Genomic DNA, 17,233 nt, shown 5'->3' with positions numbered 1-17,233 from the left:
TAGTTTTGGAGATAAAAATGGGGAAATTTATTAAATTCGTATTTTATGCAGTAGGAACATTTTTACTACTATTTTCATCAATTATAGTAGGAGTAAATTTTTATAAAGATTCAGGTGTTTTTGATAAAAAGGTTGTTGAAGTAAAAAAGCAACCTGTTAATTCTACACCTGCATCAAAGACACCAGGGAAAATCGTAGTGGATAGTAAGCCTGTTGAGGGTTCTGCTAAAGATTCGGCAGAAACTACAAAGAAGAGCGGAAAAACCAGAGTACAGGTTGTTAACTGTACTGGTAAAAATGGTCTTGCAGGAGAGGTTAAGACTATGCTTGTGGCACAGGGATTTGAGGCAACTGCAGAAACGGGCAATATTCAAAGTACGTCTCAAATAATTGTAAGGAAGAAGGGCATAAAGACTGGTGCAATAAGCAACATGCTAAAAATATCAAAGGTTTCAGAAGAAATACAGGCTGAGCCTTATTTTGATATTACGATTATACTTGGAAATGATTATAATCCCTAATATAAAACAATCAGAAGATGAGGTGCAAAATATTGGATTCAAAAACATTGGTAGACAAAATCGTTGCGGTTATGGAAGATAAGAAGGCAAAGGATATAAGCATAATTGATATTCATGATATTACTATTATTGCCGATTATTTTGTTATATGCAGCGGTACATCCTCCACTCATATAAAGGCTATAGCCGATGAAATAGACTTCAAATTGGCTGAAATTGGGCTGGAGGCACACCACAAGGAAGGATATGATTCTGCAAGATGGATTCTGATGGACTATGCTGATGTTGTAATACATGTTTTCCATCAGGAAGACAGAGAATTTTACAATTTGGAAAGGTTATGGTCTGATGGAGAAATGACCAGCATTAGATATTGAACATTGTAAAAAATTGTGCTTTAATATTATTGGGAAAAGCACTAACTATGCTTTTCTTATTTTATGCTGTTTTTTACAAGTAAAATAAACCATTTAAAATTATTAATATTTATAATAAAAGGATGGGATATTTATTTATCCTGCCTGGAAACGGAGATAAAATGATTAGTGCAAACGGTGTCTCGCTAAGGTATGGGGGACGTGCTTTATTTGAAAATGTAAACATTAAATTCACCCAGGGAAACTGTTACGGATTGATTGGTGCCAATGGTGCAGGAAAATCAACCTTTTTAAAAATACTTTCCGGCGAAATTGAGCCTAATAAAGGTGAGGTTTCAATTACTCCAGGGGAAAGAATGGCTGTTTTAAAACAGGATCACTATGCATATGATGAATTTGAAGTGCTTAAAACAGTTATTATGGGTCACAAGCGGCTAATTGAAATTATGGATGAAAAAGAGGCCCTTTATGCAAAGTCTGATTTTACTGAAGAAGAGGGAATAAGGCTTTCTGAGCTTGAAGCAGAATTTGCTGAACTCAATGGATGGGAAGCAGAATCCGATGCTGCAACGTTATTAAACGGATTAAACATACCAGAAGAGTATCACTACAAACTAATGAAGGATCTTGACGGTAATCAGAAGGTAAGAGTTCTGTTAGCTCAGGCTCTTTTCGGAAATCCTGATATACTATTGCTGGACGAGCCTACAAACCATCTTGATGTAGCTTCAATTACTTGGTTGGAAAATTTTTTGGCTAACTTTGAAAACATAGTTATTGTAGTATCCCATGATAGACACTTTTTAAATCAGGTGTGTACACATATTGCAGATATTGATTTTGGCAAAATTCAGCTTTATGTAGGAAACTATGATTTCTGGTATCAGTCAAGCCAGTTGGCACTTCAGCAGGCAAAGGATGCAAACAAAAAAACTGAAGCAAGAATAAAGGAATTGCAGGAATTTATTCAAAGGTTTAGTGCAAATGCTTCTAAGTCAAAGCAGGCTACTTCACGTAAAAAGCTGTTGGAGAAACTTACTCTAGAAGATATAAAACCTTCATCAAGAAAGTATCCTTTCGTAGATTTCAAGCCGGATAGAGAAGCCGGAAACGATTTGCTTATGGTTAACGGTCTTTCAAAAGAGATTGAAGGGGAAAAGCTTCTTAATGATTTTAACCTTATAGTAAACAAGGGCGATAAGATAGCATTTGTAGGAACATATGGAAATGCAAAAACTGCATTGTTTAAAATTCTTATGGGTGAGATGGAACCGGATAGTGGTGACTTCAAATGGGGAGTTACAACCTCTCAGGCTTATTTTCCAAGGGATAATTCCGAATTTTTTGATGGTGTTGACCTGAATCTTGTGGAGTGGTTGAGACAATTTTCAAAGGATCAGACAGAGACATTCCTTAGAGGATGGCTTGGCAGGATGTTATTCTCGGGTGAAGAGGCTTTGAAAAAGGCTTCAGTTCTCTCAGGAGGAGAGAAAGTTCGGTGTATGCTGGCAAAGATGATGCTTTCTGGTGCAAATGTACTTATTCTTGATGAGCCTACAAACCATCTGGATTTGGAATCTATTACTGCACTGAACAACGGCCTGATTAACTATAAGGGAACAATTCTCTTTGCTTCTCATGACCATGAGTTTGTTCAGACAATAGCAAACAGAATAATTGAGATAACACCAAAAGGAATTATTGACAGACAAATGACATATGATGAATATCTTGAAAATGAAGATATTGCAGCACTAAGAAAAGAAATGTGGTCCTAAAAAATCAATTAGAAAATTCACATAAAAAATGTCCAAGGGTTAACTTAGCCTTTGGACATTTTTGACTCTATATGTATTCTTAAATTGTTCAATAGATAAAATATCCCATTGAAAAATAGTCCATAATTTTCATGAATTAAGTAAGGTAATATTTTGTTGTCAAATATACTTTTAAAAGTCCATAATTTGTTATAAAATAAAATTATTGACTTTAGAAAAAGGAGGATTATATGAAAATAAATAGTAAAAAGACATTGACCATACTTCTTACTGTGGTTACTTTTTGTATCTTTTTATTATCTGCCTGTTCGGAATCTCAGGATGCTAGCTCTTTGAATGACGGAAATAAAGTTGTAAAAGAAATGGCAGGTTCAGAACAGATTAATATCAGATTGTACAAATATGATGTAGGGGTTACAGATGAACCCGCTGAAACAGAGCTGTTAGTTTTTGAAAAGGATAGGTTAGAGAAAGACACGTTAAATGTTTTAAATGAAGTTTTTTCTTCGGATGAGCTGAGCTTGCTCAATGCTACAATTGACAAGGAAAACAAGTGTATAACTGCTGACCTTCCTGAAAAGGTGGCAACTTTGCTTGAATCAAGTAAACAAGTAGCAGATGCTTTAACCTATGAGTTTGTTGTTACTCTTCAAAATATTCCGGATATTGAAAAGGTAGTATTGACTATACAAGGTAAAAAAGATTGTGTAGGTAAATACTATGATTTTAAAGGGACATTTGTTAAAACAGGGGAAATTACTTTTAAAAAGGATACGTGAAAATAAAAATACATAACATAAAAACAGTCTGATGTAAGCTTAATAACTTATATCAGACTGTTTTTGTATAAAATCAGTTTATACAATCCATTTTATTAGTCCGGTATCAAATCTGTTTATTAAATGTTCATGCTTTGGCGTTATACGGAAGGTATAGCCATATTCTCCTCCGTCATCTATTTTAAGACTTATGGAATACCTATAGGTACCGTCACCTGTTTTTTCCTCACAGTGCATTTCTGCAGTTTGAGCATTTACTATTTTCCCATTTGAAAGGGTGCCATAGTATACCTCTAAAGTTACGTTTGATGGGTCTATATAGCCAAGGCAAACAGTTGATGAGAGATATATTTCATGACATGAATCAGTTTTGTAATATTTGAGGTCTCCAGCAGATTTTTCTGCAAAGATCTGTACGTTAGGCCAGTTTGAAGCTAAATGGCTCCTAAAGCCGCACATAGACCTTGCAAGACTATAATCATCCGCACATATTTTTAAACTTCCTGTTATCGCTGGGACATACATTTGTGTGGTATATTCCTTTACCATTCTGTCAGTGCTGTAATTCCATGCAAGTGAGCCTATTGAGTTTTTCATAATGCGTACCCACTCAGTAGGAATACCCTTTTCATTAACATTGTAGAAAAGGGGTATAATTTTCTGCTCAAGTGTATCATAAATAGATTCGCTGTCTGTATTGTCTTGTATGTGTTCATTGTCAAATTCGGATTCATCACCAATTACCCAACCGTTTTCACCGTTGTAGCCTTCACACCACCATCCGTCCAGTATACTAAAGTTTATAACTCCGTTGATACAAACCTTTTGGCCGCTGGTACCGCTGGCTTCAAGAGGCCTTCTGGGATTATTCATCCAAACGTCTACACCTTGCACCAGATTTCTGGCTACTGTCATATTATAGTTTTCAAGTAGGATTACCTTGCCGTAAAAGCCTTCCATTTTAGCAATATCATTTATATTCTTAATAACGTCATGGGCAGGACCGTCAGCAGGGTGAGCCTTTCCTGCAAAAATAATTTGAATTGGCCTTTCTGGGTCGTTTAGTATCTTCTGAATTCTTGCCAGATTTCTAAAAATCAAGTTGGCACGTTTGTATGTTGCAAATCTTCTGGCAAAACCAATGGTAAGTGCCTTTGGATCCAAAAAGTTGTCTACTTGTCTTACTGCTTCCATGGATTCTCCGTTGGCAAGTTTTTGCTTCTTCAATCTGTCCCTTATAAAGTTTATAAGCTTGTTTTTAAGTTCAACATGAGTAGCCCATAATTCTTCGTCAGGTATATTATTGATTCTGGCAAAGGTCTCTTCAGAATAAATTTTCTTTTGCCAGTCTTGCTCTAGATATTTATCATACAGAGCTTTTATTTTTGGAGAAAGCCATGTAAGGGTATGAATTCCATTTGTAACATAGGTTATTGGAACATCATCCTCAGGTACTTCAGGCCATACGTCACCGAATATTTTTCTTGATACTGCGCCATGAAGTCTGCTTACACCATTTTTTCTACCTGCAAGAGTAAGTGCCAGAACAGTCATGTTAAAATTCTGGTCTTCTGGATATTTAAGACCCAGCTCAAGAAAATCATATCTGCTTATACCCAGTTGTCCCCAGAAATCTCCAAAGTATTTATCCATCATAAATAGAGGAAAAACATCATTTCCTGCGGGAACTGGAGTGTGAGTGGTAAATATTGTGGAATTCGCCACTACCTCCTTTGCCTCGTTGAAATTAAGATGTTTTTCATTAATCAATTTTCTTATTAATTCAAGTCCCATAAAGGATGAGTGTCCTTCGTTCATATGATATACATTTGCCTGTATGCCAAGGGCATCAAGTACACGTATACCGCCTATACCAAGAAAAATTTCCTGCTGAATTCTTGTTTCCTGATCTCCGCCGTACAGTCTGGATGTCAATGACCTGTCAGCGGGACTGTTTTCAGCAACATCTGTATCCATAAGATAAAGGTTTATCCTGCCGATTTGTACTTTCCAAACAATCGCATACACAGTGCGGCCTGCAAAAGTTATACTTATGCGAACCTGTTCACCATTGGAGTTCAGGGCAGGCAGCATGGGAAGCTGAGATATATTTAAATCGTTAAAGCAGGTTTCCTGCCAACCGTCTTTATTGATTCTCTGTCTAAAGTAACCTTGTTTGTAAAACAGTCCTATTGCTGTAAATGGTATACCCAAATCGCTTGCCGACTTGCAATGGTCTCCTGACAAAACACCTAAACCGCCGGAATATATGGGAAGGACTTCGCTTAATCCATATTCGGCAGAAAAATATGCTACTTTTTTATCTGTATGTTCTGGATAATTTTGTGAAAACCAGGTATTACTTTCAGACATATAGCTGTCAAAGGAAGCAACTACTTTATCAAGGCGGCTCAAATATTCTTCATCAGAAAGTTTAGATTGAAGTTTTTTCTGACTTACTTCCTGTAAAAAACGGACAGGATTTTTGTCTACCTTTTCCCATAAATCCAAATCAATTTCTCTATAAAGGTCAATAGCCTCCGAATTCCATGTCCACCACAAATTATAAGCGATATCATTCAATCTCTTGAATTTTTCTGGTAGGGTAGATATTACGTTGATTTTACCGACTAGATACATACTCATCCTCCTAACCTAAGTACTGTTTTCCAGAAATGCTTTTTTGTAATCATAACATATTGAAAACCTTAATGGTAGTATTTACAAAAAATTAACCTTCAATTATATGGAAAATAATACATGTGCAAAAGTACCAAAAAGAGTAAATAAAATATCTGTTTGTGAAAATAATAATAGCATGATTAAGAGATTTTTTATTTATGGAATAGTTGGCTGGAGCATGGAAATAGTCTGGACAGGGCTTTATTCCTTAACACATGGCAATGCCAGTCTTGAAGCTTATACCAGCCTATGGATGTTTTTTATATATGGAAGTGCTGTTTTCCTGGAGCCTATACATGATATAATCCAAAGTTGGAATATATTTTTGAGAGGTATCATTTGGGTTGTCATAATATGGGGAATAGAATACTCTACAGGTAAAATATTGCTGAATATACTTCATGTATATCCATGGAGATATTATGGCAGATTTGCTGTAGAAGGACTTGTGCGAATCGACTATGCACCTGCATGGTTTATAGCTGGTCTGCTTTTTGAAAGGGTTCATAAAACCCTTGATAGAATCTTAATTAAGGAAAGAACTAAAAATTAATATTACATTTATATTAAATGTTTGAAAATATTACACTTGCACATTATAATATAAAATTAGTATAACTATAGTATACACAATATGTGTATACTTTTTTGTTGTGAGGGAAATTATTGGGAAAGTGGGGTTCTCAGGCTAGGAACATGATTTTTAGCTTGAGTTTATTCTAGGGGGACTAATGAATTACGATACTATTTCTTTAAATGAAAAGCAGGTAAAGACTATACAAAAAAAGTCTGCCAAAAAGAAGAAAAAGAAAAAAGGCAAGCTTAGAAGCCTTTTGGGTTTTCTAATTTTTGAGTTTATATTTCTGACAATAACAACACCGCTACTCATATTCTACGGACCCTTTGACAATGTAAAAAGAACAGCCACGGGAATGGTCTGGAATTCAATGACAAAACAGTTTATTGCAAAAACCTTTTTGTCCGACAATGCTATTGCAAAAATACTTGGTGACGGATATGCAATCTCAAATGTAAATACTGAAGATATAAAAATGTTGAACTTCGGTATAAAACATAACAATAACCTTGAATATTTTGATGTTGAGAGCAGAAATTTTAAGGGAAAAATGATTATAGTGGATGACCCTACACGAATCAAGGTAGGATATTCAAGTAAAATGCCTCGGGCTGGGGAAACAACCAGTAGTATTGCAAAGCGGAACGGTGCTGTAGCTGCCATTAATGGCGGAGGCTTTATTGATACTGGCTGGGCTGGTACAGGAGGCGTGGCACTTGGATTTGTAATAAGCAATGGTAAATATATAAGCGGAAAGCTGACAAATAACTATACAAAAAGGGATACCATCGCTTTTACTAAAGATGGTATGTTAATTGTAGGAAAACATTCACAAGCAGATTTGGCTAAATATAATGTTAAAGAGGGAATAAGTTTTGGTCCGCCGCTAATTGTAAACGGAAAGCCTACTATCAGTAAAGGTGATGGCGGCTGGGGAATTTCACCAAGAACTGCAATAGGCCAAAGAGAGGATGGCTCTGTAATGCTTCTGGTTATTGACGGAAGAAGCCTCAAGTCCTTTGGAGCAACTTTAAGAGAGGTTCAAGACATCATGCTTGAACATGGAGCTGTTAATGCTGCAAATCTTGATGGAGGTTCGTCAGCTACTATGTACTATGACGGAAAAGTTGTAAATACTCCATCGGATGCTTTAGGAGAAAGAACAGTAGCTACGGCATTTGTTGTAATGCCTTAGAAAAGGAGAAACTTTGTGAAAAATATAATTAAATGGTATAAATGGATACTCCTTGCAGTAATATTCCAGTTTGGAGTATTATTGTATATGAATAATGTTTTTTTAGCCACAGATATAAAAGTAAGTGTATCTGAGAACTCGGCTGTAAAGCAAAAACCTTCCACAGGTGAGTTTAAAGTTCCCGAAGGAGCACAAATGATTAGCTTGTCCTTTAATGCAAAGTTTGGCGCATATTTGGACGACGGGAAACTTCACATAGTCGATGTAGATAAAGGGAAGAGTAAAACTGTAGCAGGAACGGGAAAAGACAAGATTACCTATTTCCGCTGGCTCCCTGACAGAGATATGGTAATTTATTCTTCAGATACAAAAAACGGTCAGAAGGGTACAGTTCAGATTTCCACATATGAAGCTGATTCAGAAACATCGAGAGATTATCCTGAACTGTCAGGACTTCCTGCAAAAAGCCAGGTAAAAGATATTGAACTTTCACCTTACACAAATATGGTTTATGCAAAGATACAGACTTCAGACACCAGAGCAAGGATAATCAGGTTTAATGTAATGGGACAATACGCCCGCATAATGACTGTAGATTCCAGTATCATCATAAAAGAGTGTACCTATACAAATAAGCTTGTTTATCAGGAAAAGGGAAAACAGATAAATATATATGACGGAATAAAGAAAGCAAACAGCAGAGTTCCCATTAACTTAAATAACGTTACAGTTTTGGGAATCGATTTGAATGACACTTTATATATCGGTGCATTGGACGATAATGGTCTGGTAACTCAGATTTATTCACAAAAGATAGAGGACAATAGTGAGCTAACTGAAAACTGGACAAAAATAAGCATGAAGGAAGCCGCATATCCTGAAAATATTATTGTCACAGGAAATGGAAACCTATATATTAATAATAAAGACGAAAACAGGGTTATAAACCTGAAAAATGACCTCAAGGCTTCCTATAGAGGTGAGTTTATTGAGATATTAGAAGGTGTACTTGTATCAAAAGATGAAAATAAAGTAAATATTACTTCATTAAAGGAATACTAAAATAACTATGTTTATTTCCTGAAGAATAGGGTATTATTAAATTAAGTTTTAAGAATTATTTATTGATGGAGGAATAATTTATGTCAGATAAAATTATTAATATTTCCAAGGAATCATTTGAATCAGAAGTTTTAAAATCAGATAAACCGGTAGTTGTTGATTTTTGGGCATCATGGTGCGGCCCTTGCAGAATGGTTGCTCCCATTATGGAAGAACTAGCAAACGAATTTGATGGCAAAGCCCGTATAGCAAAGGTAAATGTTGATGAAGAGGGTGAGCTTGCGGCTCAGTTTAGAATAATGAGTATTCCTACTGTAATGGTATTCAAGGGTGGGGAAGCAGTTGAAAAGATAGTTGGTGCAAGGTCAAAAGACGAATTTGCAGAATTAATTAATAAACACTTATAAAAATTATAAATGCAGTCCATTGAAAACACGCTATTTTATTTTAGGGCGTGTTTTTTTGTTTTATAAAAAAATAGTAGATAATAAAGGATGTTTCATGTTATTATGGAATAAATACCAATATACACAGTATTTTCCATGAAGCAGGAGGGATAAAATCTATGTCAGGAGAAAAAATATTTTCAACTTCATTTTTTGGTTACAACAAAAAAGATGTTAATTCTTATCTTGAAAAAATAAACAAAGAATACGAAGATAAACTAAAGATAAAAGAAAGAGAAATTGTTGATATAAAGACTCAATACAGAGATATAAAGAATAAGTATGATGAAATCAGTACAAGTCTGTCTGAGATAAAAGAAAACCGTGAAAGAGTAGCAAATGCACTGATTACAGCACAGGAGCAGGCTAAAAATATAATTGAAGAAGCCAAGAAAAAAGCTATTAGTGAAAAGAAAAAGCTAGAGCAACAGGTAGAGAAGGAAAAAGAAAAGCTTGTAGATATTAAGAAGGAACTAAAGATTCTAAAAGTTGAGGTTGTTGACACTCTGAAAAAATATGAAGGTCAACTTTCGGATTTTATCAAAGAAGAAAAAGCTTGAATATTGAAATAAACTAAACTATAATTTATCTAATAGCTTTTATAAGAGTAAACTTTTTTAGTTTGATAAATATAATATATTAATAAATTAAAATACTGTGAATGGGAAGAGTAAGTATTCATCAGATTTAAGAGAGCCGGCGGTCGATTACTACGGCAGGTGAGAGTCCGGTACTGATATTACTGAAGGCAGCCCAGGAGTTGCTTTTCCAACGTAGAGTATATAAAATATTCTGTTAGTAGAAAAAGACGTTGAGGCCACGTTACAGGCTTATAGTGTAAGCAATAGATTTTTATGTTGCCGCACTTTATTGAGAGAATGCATTGTTGCATTAATTAGGGTGGTACCGCGGAAACCTTCGTCCCTGTTTATACAAGGACATAGGTTTTTTTTATTGCTAAAAATATTAAGCCGCTGGGCTTCTCAAAAAAAAGAAAAGGGGAGATTTTAATGGAAGAAATTTTAGAAATTTTAGAGCATAATAGTAAGGCTACTGCGGATGAGATAGCAGTTATGCTGGGTCTGCCTGTTGAAGAGGTAGAGGCGGCGATTAAGAAATATGAGACTGACAATGTAATAGTTGGTTACAGTACTTTGATAAATTGGGATAAAACTCAAAAGGAGAAGGTTACGGCTCTTATAGAAGTAAAGGTAACACCTCAGAGGGGACTTGGGTTTGATAAAATCGCCGACCGGATTTACAAGTATCCGGAGGTTACAGCCTGCTACCTGATGTCAGGAGGATTTGACCTTACAGTTATTATTGAGGGACGAACCATGAAAGAAGTGGCTTTGTTTGTATCAGAAAAGCTTGCACCTTTAGAATCAGTTCTTAGTACATCAACACACTTCGTTCTGAAAAAATTCAAGGATAAAGGTACAATTTTTGAGGAAAAGACTGTAGATAGAAGGGAGCAGATATTCCTATGATAATGAAGGACATGATTTTAGATAAAATTAAAAATGTGCCTCCTTCAGGAATCAGAAAATATTTTGATCTGATTAATGAAATGACAGACGTTATATCACTAGGGGTTGGAGAGCCGGATTTTATTACTCCATGGAATATAAGAGAGGCAGGCATATACTCTCTGGAAACAGGACATACACAGTATTCCTCCAATGCGGGCTTTATTGAACTAAGAGAGGAAATCAGTAAATATCTTAGCAGCAAATTTGAGCTCCACTATAACCCGGAAAACGAAATTTTAGTTACAGTAGGAGGAAGCGAAGGGATTGATGCTGCATTAAGGGCCCTTGTAGGCCCCGGTGATGAAGTAATAATTCCTGAGCCGAGTTTTGTAGCATATAAGGGATGTACTGGATTTACCGGAGCTACCCCAATTACCATAGAATTAAAGCAGGAAGATGACTTCAAATTAACAGCAAAACAACTAGAAGCAGCAATAACAGATAAAACAAAAGTTGTTATAATCCCGTTTCCCAATAACCCTACCGGGGCAATAATGGGTAAAGATGACCTTTATGAGCTTGTGCAGGTTCTGAAAGACAAGGATATAGTTGTTTTATCTGATGAAATTTACTGTGAACTAACTTATGAAGGGAAGCACACTTCCATTGCAAGTTTTCCCGAAATGAAAGATAGGACTCTTGTAATAAACGGATTTTCAAAGTCCTTTGCAATGACAGGATGGCGTCTGGGATATGCCTGCGGACATAAGGACTTGATTAATGAAATGAAGAAAATACACCAGTATGCCATTATGTGTGCTCCTACAACAGCTCAGGATGCGGCTATCGAAGCACTTCGGAACAGTGAAGATGATGTAATAATGATGGCAAAGGAATATAATAGGAGAAGAAGAGTTGCAATTGACGGTTTCAGAAAAGCCGGGTTTTCATGTTATGAGCCTAAAGGTGCATTTTACGTTTTTCCATGCATTAAGAAAACCGGACTTAGCTCAGAGGACTTCTGTGAAAAACTTCTTCTTGAGCAAAAAGTACTCGTAGTCCCGGGAACGGCTTTCGGAGAATGTGGAGAAGGCTATGTACGCGCATGTTATGCTTCGTCCATGGAGAATATAATTGAAGCAATGAGAAGAATTAAGGAGTTTGCTGACAAATATTGATTTGTGCAAAGATACAAAAGAGTCGGAGGATGAAATGTACAGGTTGGTGGCAATTGATTTGGACGGAACCTTGTTGAATACAAACAAGGAAATCTCAGAGAGAAATAAAACTGCTATACATATGGCAAAGGAAAGGGATGTAAAGATTGTAATATGTTCAGGAAGAGTATATTCAGGCGCAAGGATTTACGCTAAGCAGCTAGGCATTATGGATCCTATAATAGCATGCAACGGAGCAATTATTAGAGAGAATACAGATGGCAATGTGATTTACTCTGATTTTATGCATACAGAGGACTGCCTTAAAATACTTGATATTTTTCATGAGGACAACATTTATTTTCATGTATATGCCGGAGAAACCATGTTGACAGAGAGGCTGGATTATAATTCTCTAAAGTACTATGAAAAGAACAAAACTCTTCCACCAAAGGACAGGGTGGAAATTGACATAGTTACGGATATGGGGAAAAAGCTTAAAGAACTAGATGGCAAAGTACTTAAATTTGTTGCTGTTTCTGATGACTCTCAACTGTTAGCAACGGTAAGAAAGAAACTTTCTGTTGTTGAATCAGTTGACGTAACAAGTTCTAACTATAACAATTTTGAAGTTGTCAACAAGGGTGTAAACAAAGGAAAGGCTTTGGAACGTTTGGCTGAAGTTTTGAAAATTCCGTCTCAGGAAATGATTGCTATTGGGGATAATGAAAATGATATACCTATGTTTGATTTTGCCGGCCTTGGAATTGCAATGGGAAATGCTGAAGAATGTGCGAAAGAGGCGGCTGATTATATAACTGCATCAAATATCGAGGATGGTGTAGCCAAGGCAATAGAAAAATTCATACTTGGTTAAAAATAATAGCAGAAATTTGATATGTCGGATATAATAGAAGTATTACTTAATTTGAAAGGGATGATTAAATGCTTGAACTGGAAGAATACAAGCTTGAGCTTCAGGGCTTGAAAAGCAATTTAGAGGAAATGAGGGCTTCACTTTGACATCGCTAGAATAAGTGATGAGATAGCGGAGTTGGAGCATAAGGCTTCTGAGCCTGAATTTTGGAATGACATGGAGAATTCCCAAAAGGTACTTCAGAGGACAAAAAGTTTAAAAACTAAGATAGAAAGATTTAACAATATAACAACCCAGTGGGAGGATTTATTTACTCTTGCAGAACTGGGACTGGAAGAGCAGGATGAAAGCGTAATTCCTGAGGTAGGGGAAGGCCTTCAGCAACTAAAACACAATTTGGAATCGCTAAGACTTGAAACACTTCTCACAGGACCATATGACAAAAATAATGCCATACTTACATTGCATGCAGGAGCCGGGGGAACTGAAGCTCAGGACTGGGTGCAAATGCTTTTGAGAATGTTTACAAGATGGGGAGAAGCAAAGGGCTTCGAGGTAAAGATACTTGACTATCTTGACGGTGACGAAGCAGGTATAAAGAGCGTAACCATACACGTAATTGGGGAAAATGCCTATGGATACCTTAAATCTGAAAAAGGAGTCCACCGTTTAGTAAGAATTTCTCCTTTTGATGCATCAGGCAGAAGACATACTTCATTTGCATCTGCAGATGTAATGCCTGAACTGGATGATACCATAGAGATAAATATAAATCCGGATGACTTGAGAATTGATACCTATAGAGCCAGCGGTGCTGGAGGACAGCACATAAACAAGACTGATTCAGCTATAAGAATAACACATATACCTACAGGAGTTGTTGTTTCATGCCAAACAGAGCGTTCACAGTTCCAGAACAAGGATACTGCCATGAAAATGCTGAAAGCAAAGCTGTTTGAATTGAAAGAACGAGAGCAAAAAGAAAAGATAGAGGACTTAAAAGGAGTTCAGATGGAAATAGCATGGGGAAGCCAGATACGTTCCTATGTGTTCTGTCCGTATACTCTTGTAAAAGACCATAGAACCAATTATGAAGAAGGAAATGTTGATGCGGTCATGGATGGTGAACTGGATGGCTTTATCAATGCATATCTTTCAATGGAGAAATCTGATAATGTAGTGCAACCTTGATAGGAGACGTGAAAATATGAATTCAAATGATCTTAAAAAGTTGCTTGAAGATGTTAAAAACGGCTCTATTGATGTAGAACATGCGTATAAGGAAATTAAGAATTTGCCTTATGAGGACTTAGGCTTTGCAAAAGTCGATCACCATAGGGCTATAAGAAATGGATATCCTGAGGTAATTTACTGCGAAGGAAAAACCATTAATCAGATAGTGGAAATTGTTGAAAGGCTTATGGAGAAAAATAATAATATCCTTGCTACTCGTGCCTCTCGTGAGGTTTATGACGCTATCAGCGAAATCACATGTGATGCAGAATATCACAGAGATGCTAGGATTGTTGTTATTAAACGTAAAAAGATTATAGTTTCAGAAAAAGAAATTGCTGTAATCACAGCAGGAACTTCAGATATTCCTGTTGCAGAGGAAGCTGCAATTACAGCAGAAGTCCTTGGAAACAAGGTTAACAGGATTTATGATGTAGGTGTTGCGGGTATTCACAGACTTCTGTCTAAAATGGATGTGATTTCCCGAGCAAATGTAATCATTGTTGTGGCAGGAATGGAAGGTGCATTAGCTAGTGTTGTGGGAGGACTTGTTGACAAACCGGTTATTGCTGTTCCTACCAGCGTTGGTTATGGTGCAAACTTCGGGGGACTGTCAGCACTGCTAACTATGCTCAATAGTTGTGCCAGCGGAATCGGCGTAGTGAATATAGATAATGGATTCGGGGCAGGATATCTTGCAAGTAATATTAACAAACTTTAACTAATAACGGGACATATTCATGTGTCCCGTTTAACATATGATACTATTTATGTAAATTAGGAGGAACTAATGAAGGTTTTATATTTCGACTGCTTTTCAGGCATAAGCGGAGATATGACTTTAGGTGCGCTGCTTGACCTTGGAATTGACAAAACCGCATTTTTAACAGAGCTTAAGAAGCTAAAGGTTGATGGGTATTCTATTGAGATAAATAAGAAAGTTAAAAATGGAATAAGCGGTACTGATGTACATGTAATATTAGATAAAGCAGGGCATTATGAAAGGGATGAGGAGCATCAGTACGGAGAAATACATCATACAGACCACCATCACCACGGAGAGCATGAGCACAACCATGGGCACAACCATGAGCATAACCATGAGCATAACCATGAGCATAACCATAACCACCATTCAGAGAGAAATCTTGAAGACATTGAGCTTATTATAAATAAGAGTGAGCTGAGACCTAGAGTAAAGTCAATGAGTATAAAGATTTTCAGAGAGATAGCAAGGGCGGAAGCAAAGGTTCATGGCAAGGATATAAATGAAGTCCATTTTCATGAGGTTGGAGCTGTTGATTCTATTGTTGACATTGTAGGCTCATGTATATGCCTTGATATGCTGGGAATAGAAAGAATATTTGCCTCGGAGCTTCATGAAGGAAAGGGCTTTGTAAAGTGTGCCCACGGACTCCTGCCTATTCCTGTTCCTGCTGTAATGGAAATGCTGTGCAGTAGTAAAATCCCTCTTATCACAGAAGACATTCCCTTTGAATTGGTTACTCCAACGGGACTTGGTATTATAAAAATCATATCTTCGGGATTTGGTAAAATGCCTCCTATGTCTATTGAAAAAACCGGATATGGTATGGGCAAAAGGGAAACAGGCCGTTTTAATGCTCTGAGAGTAGTTATGGGAAGTCTGTACCAACAAGATATGATACCAAATGATGAAATAAGCATACTTGAAACAAATATAGACAATATGTCTCCCGAAATTATGGGTTATACAATGGAAAAGTTACTTGACAGCGGGGCTCTTGACGTTTATTACACTCCTATTTATATGAAAAAAGGCAGGCCTTCAGCAATGCTGACTGTACTTGTTAAATGCGGAGAAGAAAAAAAGATATCAGATATCATTTTCAGCGAAACTTCTACTCTTGGTATCAGGATAAGCCATTCACAAAGATTTTGTATGGACAGGGAGTTAGTAAAGGTTAATACTCAATATGGGGATGTTCGCGTAAAGGTTGCTAATCTTGGTGACATAATGAAGTTTGCACCTGAATATGAAGATTGCAGGAGCATTGCATTAAAAACAGGTATGCCCATAAAGGAAGTATATGAATTAGTAAGTGAAAAATACAGGCGGGAAGGTTACGACATTGCTGTACAATAAATTCTCTGATTACCTTAAAAAAAGATATGGCAAAAAGGTGTACAAGCTTCCGTTGAATCTTCCTGTTACCTGTCCTAACAGGGATGGAAGCCTCAGCTTATCCGGATGTATTTTCTGCGGTGAAGAGGGTGCTGGTTTCGAAAATCTTTCTAGTACTATGTCTGTATCACAGCAGCTATCACAAAATGCCAGGTACATAGGCAAAAACTATGGAAGTGATATTTTTATTGCATATTTTCAGAATTATTCAAACACATATCTCCCTTTTGAAGAATTCAAGAAAAATATCTCTGAGGCGTGTCAGGAAGGCATAGTAGCAATATATATTTCTACAAGGCCGGACTGTATTAACGATAGATATATGGAGTTTCTTGCAGAAATTAAAAAGGAAAAGGGTATTGATATTGTAATTGAACTGGGTCTTCAAACGGTTAATTACCATTCACTGAAATTTCTCCAAAGGGGGCATACTTTAGCACAATTTATAGATGCGGTTATAAGAATAAAGAAATATGACCTTGAAGCCTGTGCTCATTATATTACTGATTTGCCTACAGATAATATTGATGATGTTATAGAAGGTGCTAAAATTTTATCTGCTCTGGGGATTCAACAGGTGAAGTGCCATTCATTGTACATTTTGAAGGATACTGTTCTTGAAAAAATGTATGATAAAGGAGAAATAACTCCAGTTTCAATGGATGAATTCATTGACAGAACAATAGCTTTTCTTGAACACTTAAATCCTGAAATAGTTGTACAAAGGTTAATGGGACGGGCCCCGGAAGATAGGACTGTATTTTGCAACTGGTCAACAAGCTGGTGGAAAATTCATGATAAAATTGAAGAGAGAATGAAGGAAAACGGTAGTTATCAGGGAAGGTTGTTTAATTATTTGAACGGAAGTGCATTAGAAAGATTTAAGGACTAAATTTATCACTTTATGCTATGC

Annotated in this window: 17 protein-coding genes and 1 other annotated feature; of the genes, 16 read left to right on the top strand and 1 reads right to left on the bottom strand. The window is 36.4% G+C overall.

The annotated features are described in order from the left end of the window. Positions 1-17 precede the first annotated feature (17 nt). The 4 genes from K412_RS0102075 (at position 18) to K412_RS20290 (ending at position 3,455) form a co-directional block, all read left to right on the top strand. Positions 18-521 carry a LytR C-terminal domain-containing protein gene (locus K412_RS0102075; protein WP_024831568.1) on the top strand — a complete coding sequence of 168 codons (504 nt, stop codon included), beginning with the start codon at positions 18-20 and terminating at the stop codon, positions 519-521. A gap of 32 nt (positions 522-553) precedes the next feature. Next, the gene (rsfS, locus tag K412_RS0102070; RefSeq protein WP_024831567.1) at positions 554-898 is read left to right on the top strand and encodes a ribosome silencing factor; all 345 of its coding nucleotides are present in this window, start codon (positions 554-556) and stop codon (positions 896-898) included. Positions 899-1,059: 161 nt separating this feature from the next. Then, positions 1,060-2,676: an ABC-F family ATP-binding cassette domain-containing protein gene (locus K412_RS0102065; RefSeq protein ID WP_024831566.1), complete on the top strand. Its 1,617-nt coding sequence runs from the start codon at positions 1,060-1,062 to the stop codon at positions 2,674-2,676. Positions 2,677-2,906: 230 nt separating this feature from the next. After that, the gene (locus K412_RS20290) at positions 2,907-3,455 is read left to right on the top strand and encodes a GerMN domain-containing protein (protein ID WP_034847084.1); all 549 of its coding nucleotides are present in this window, start codon (positions 2,907-2,909) and stop codon (positions 3,453-3,455) included. 78 nt (positions 3,456-3,533) lie between these two features. Here the strand turns inward: K412_RS20290 and glgP are convergent, their stop codons facing one another. Further along, positions 3,534-6,095, bottom strand: a complete 2,562-nt coding sequence (gene glgP, locus K412_RS0102055) for an alpha-glucan family phosphorylase (RefSeq protein WP_024831565.1) — start codon at positions 6,093-6,095, stop codon at positions 3,534-3,536. Positions 6,096-6,273: 178 nt separating this feature from the next. On the opposite strand from glgP, the gene K412_RS0102050 reads away from it, so the two are divergent. The 12 genes from K412_RS0102050 to mnmL all read left to right on the top strand — a co-directional run bounded on the left by K412_RS0102050 (position 6,274) and on the right by mnmL (position 17,212). Next, positions 6,274-6,690 (top strand): putative ABC transporter permease, encoded by a 417-nt coding sequence (locus tag K412_RS0102050; protein WP_024831564.1) that lies wholly within the window; start codon positions 6,274-6,276, stop codon positions 6,688-6,690. Between the two features lie 178 nt (positions 6,691-6,868). Next, positions 6,869-7,909 (top strand): phosphodiester glycosidase family protein, encoded by a 1,041-nt coding sequence (locus K412_RS0102045; RefSeq protein ID WP_024831563.1) that lies wholly within the window; start codon positions 6,869-6,871, stop codon positions 7,907-7,909. Between the two features lie 15 nt (positions 7,910-7,924). Continuing rightward, positions 7,925-8,971: a hypothetical protein gene (locus K412_RS0102040; RefSeq protein ID WP_024831562.1), complete on the top strand. Its 1,047-nt coding sequence runs from the start codon at positions 7,925-7,927 to the stop codon at positions 8,969-8,971. An 80-nt stretch (positions 8,972-9,051) separates the two neighbouring features. Then, positions 9,052-9,378: a thioredoxin gene (gene trxA, locus K412_RS0102035; protein WP_024831561.1), complete on the top strand. Its 327-nt coding sequence runs from the start codon at positions 9,052-9,054 to the stop codon at positions 9,376-9,378. Positions 9,379-9,536: 158 nt separating this feature from the next. After that, positions 9,537-9,977 carry a DivIVA domain-containing protein gene (locus tag K412_RS0102030; RefSeq protein WP_024831560.1) on the top strand — a complete coding sequence of 147 codons (441 nt, stop codon included), beginning with the start codon at positions 9,537-9,539 and terminating at the stop codon, positions 9,975-9,977. Between the two features lie 88 nt (positions 9,978-10,065). After that, positions 10,066-10,346: a binding site (T-box leader), on the top strand. 81 nt (positions 10,347-10,427) lie between these two features. Then, positions 10,428-10,907 carry an Lrp/AsnC family transcriptional regulator gene (locus K412_RS0102025; protein WP_024831559.1) on the top strand — a complete coding sequence of 160 codons (480 nt, stop codon included), beginning with the start codon at positions 10,428-10,430 and terminating at the stop codon, positions 10,905-10,907. Beyond that, positions 10,904-12,067: an aminotransferase class I/II-fold pyridoxal phosphate-dependent enzyme gene (locus tag K412_RS0102020; RefSeq protein WP_024831558.1), complete on the top strand. Its 1,164-nt coding sequence runs from the start codon at positions 10,904-10,906 to the stop codon at positions 12,065-12,067. The genes K412_RS0102025 and K412_RS0102020 overlap by 4 nt, the downstream gene beginning before the upstream one ends. Further along, positions 12,051-12,923 carry a Cof-type HAD-IIB family hydrolase gene (locus K412_RS0102015; protein ID WP_242835501.1) on the top strand — a complete coding sequence of 291 codons (873 nt, stop codon included), beginning with the start codon at positions 12,051-12,053 and terminating at the stop codon, positions 12,921-12,923. The genes K412_RS0102020 and K412_RS0102015 overlap by 17 nt, the downstream gene beginning before the upstream one ends. A gap of 68 nt (positions 12,924-12,991) precedes the next feature. Beyond that, positions 12,992-14,114, top strand: a protein-coding gene (gene prfB / locus K412_RS0102010) for a peptide chain release factor 2 (protein ID WP_117385186.1) whose coding sequence is annotated in 2 segments (ribosomal slippage) — positions 12,992-13,066 and positions 13,068-14,114 — 1,122 coding nt in all. Because the reading frame shifts where the segments join, the coding sequence is not laid out codon by codon here. A gap of 16 nt (positions 14,115-14,130) precedes the next feature. Next, the gene (larB, locus tag K412_RS0102005) at positions 14,131-14,877 is read left to right on the top strand and encodes a nickel pincer cofactor biosynthesis protein LarB (RefSeq protein ID WP_024831555.1); all 747 of its coding nucleotides are present in this window, start codon (positions 14,131-14,133) and stop codon (positions 14,875-14,877) included. Positions 14,878-14,946: 69 nt separating this feature from the next. After that, a complete protein-coding gene (gene larC, locus K412_RS0102000) occupies positions 14,947-16,281 on the top strand; it encodes a nickel pincer cofactor biosynthesis protein LarC (protein ID WP_024831554.1) in 1,335 nt (444 codons plus the stop codon). Further along, complete coding sequence (mnmL, locus tag K412_RS0101995; protein WP_024831553.1) at positions 16,268-17,212, top strand: tRNA modification radical SAM protein MnmL/YtqA; 945 nt, start codon at positions 16,268-16,270, stop codon at positions 17,210-17,212. The genes larC and mnmL overlap by 14 nt, the downstream gene beginning before the upstream one ends. Positions 17,213-17,233: the final 21 nt, after the last annotated feature.

The sequence above is a fragment of the Ruminiclostridium josui JCM 17888 genome (genome assembly GCF_000526495.1).
GTDB lineage: Bacteria > Bacillota > Clostridia > Acetivibrionales > DSM-1351 > Ruminiclostridium > Ruminiclostridium josui.
Note: the sequence above shows the minus strand (reverse complement) of the source record. Positions and strands in the feature narration are given on the sequence as shown.

What these genes read in the sequence shown, in the direction of transcription:
- K412_RS0102075 (WP_024831568.1), top strand. Translation starts at nt 18, where the DNA reads ATGGGGAAATTTATTAAATTCGTATTTTATGCAGTAGGAACATTTTTA.
- K412_RS0102065 (WP_024831566.1), top strand. Translation starts at nt 1,060, where the DNA reads ATGATTAGTGCAAACGGTGTCTCGCTAAGGTATGGGGGACGTGCTTTA.
- K412_RS20290 (WP_034847084.1), top strand. Translation starts at nt 2,907, where the DNA reads ATGAAAATAAATAGTAAAAAGACATTGACCATACTTCTTACTGTGGTT.
- glgP (WP_024831565.1), bottom strand. Translation starts at nt 6,095, where the DNA reads ATGTATCTAGTCGGTAAAATCAACGTAATATCTACCCTACCAGAAAAA.
- K412_RS0102050 (WP_024831564.1), top strand. Translation starts at nt 6,274, where the DNA reads ATGATTAAGAGATTTTTTATTTATGGAATAGTTGGCTGGAGCATGGAA.
- K412_RS0102045 (WP_024831563.1), top strand. Translation starts at nt 6,869, where the DNA reads ATGAATTACGATACTATTTCTTTAAATGAAAAGCAGGTAAAGACTATA.
- trxA (WP_024831561.1), top strand. Translation starts at nt 9,052, where the DNA reads ATGTCAGATAAAATTATTAATATTTCCAAGGAATCATTTGAATCAGAA.
- K412_RS0102030 (WP_024831560.1), top strand. Translation starts at nt 9,537, where the DNA reads ATGTCAGGAGAAAAAATATTTTCAACTTCATTTTTTGGTTACAACAAA.
- K412_RS0102025 (WP_024831559.1), top strand. Translation starts at nt 10,428, where the DNA reads ATGGAAGAAATTTTAGAAATTTTAGAGCATAATAGTAAGGCTACTGCG.
- K412_RS0102020 (WP_024831558.1), top strand. Translation starts at nt 10,904, where the DNA reads ATGATAATGAAGGACATGATTTTAGATAAAATTAAAAATGTGCCTCCT.
- larB (WP_024831555.1), top strand. Translation starts at nt 14,131, where the DNA reads ATGAATTCAAATGATCTTAAAAAGTTGCTTGAAGATGTTAAAAACGGC.
- larC (WP_024831554.1), top strand. Translation starts at nt 14,947, where the DNA reads ATGAAGGTTTTATATTTCGACTGCTTTTCAGGCATAAGCGGAGATATG.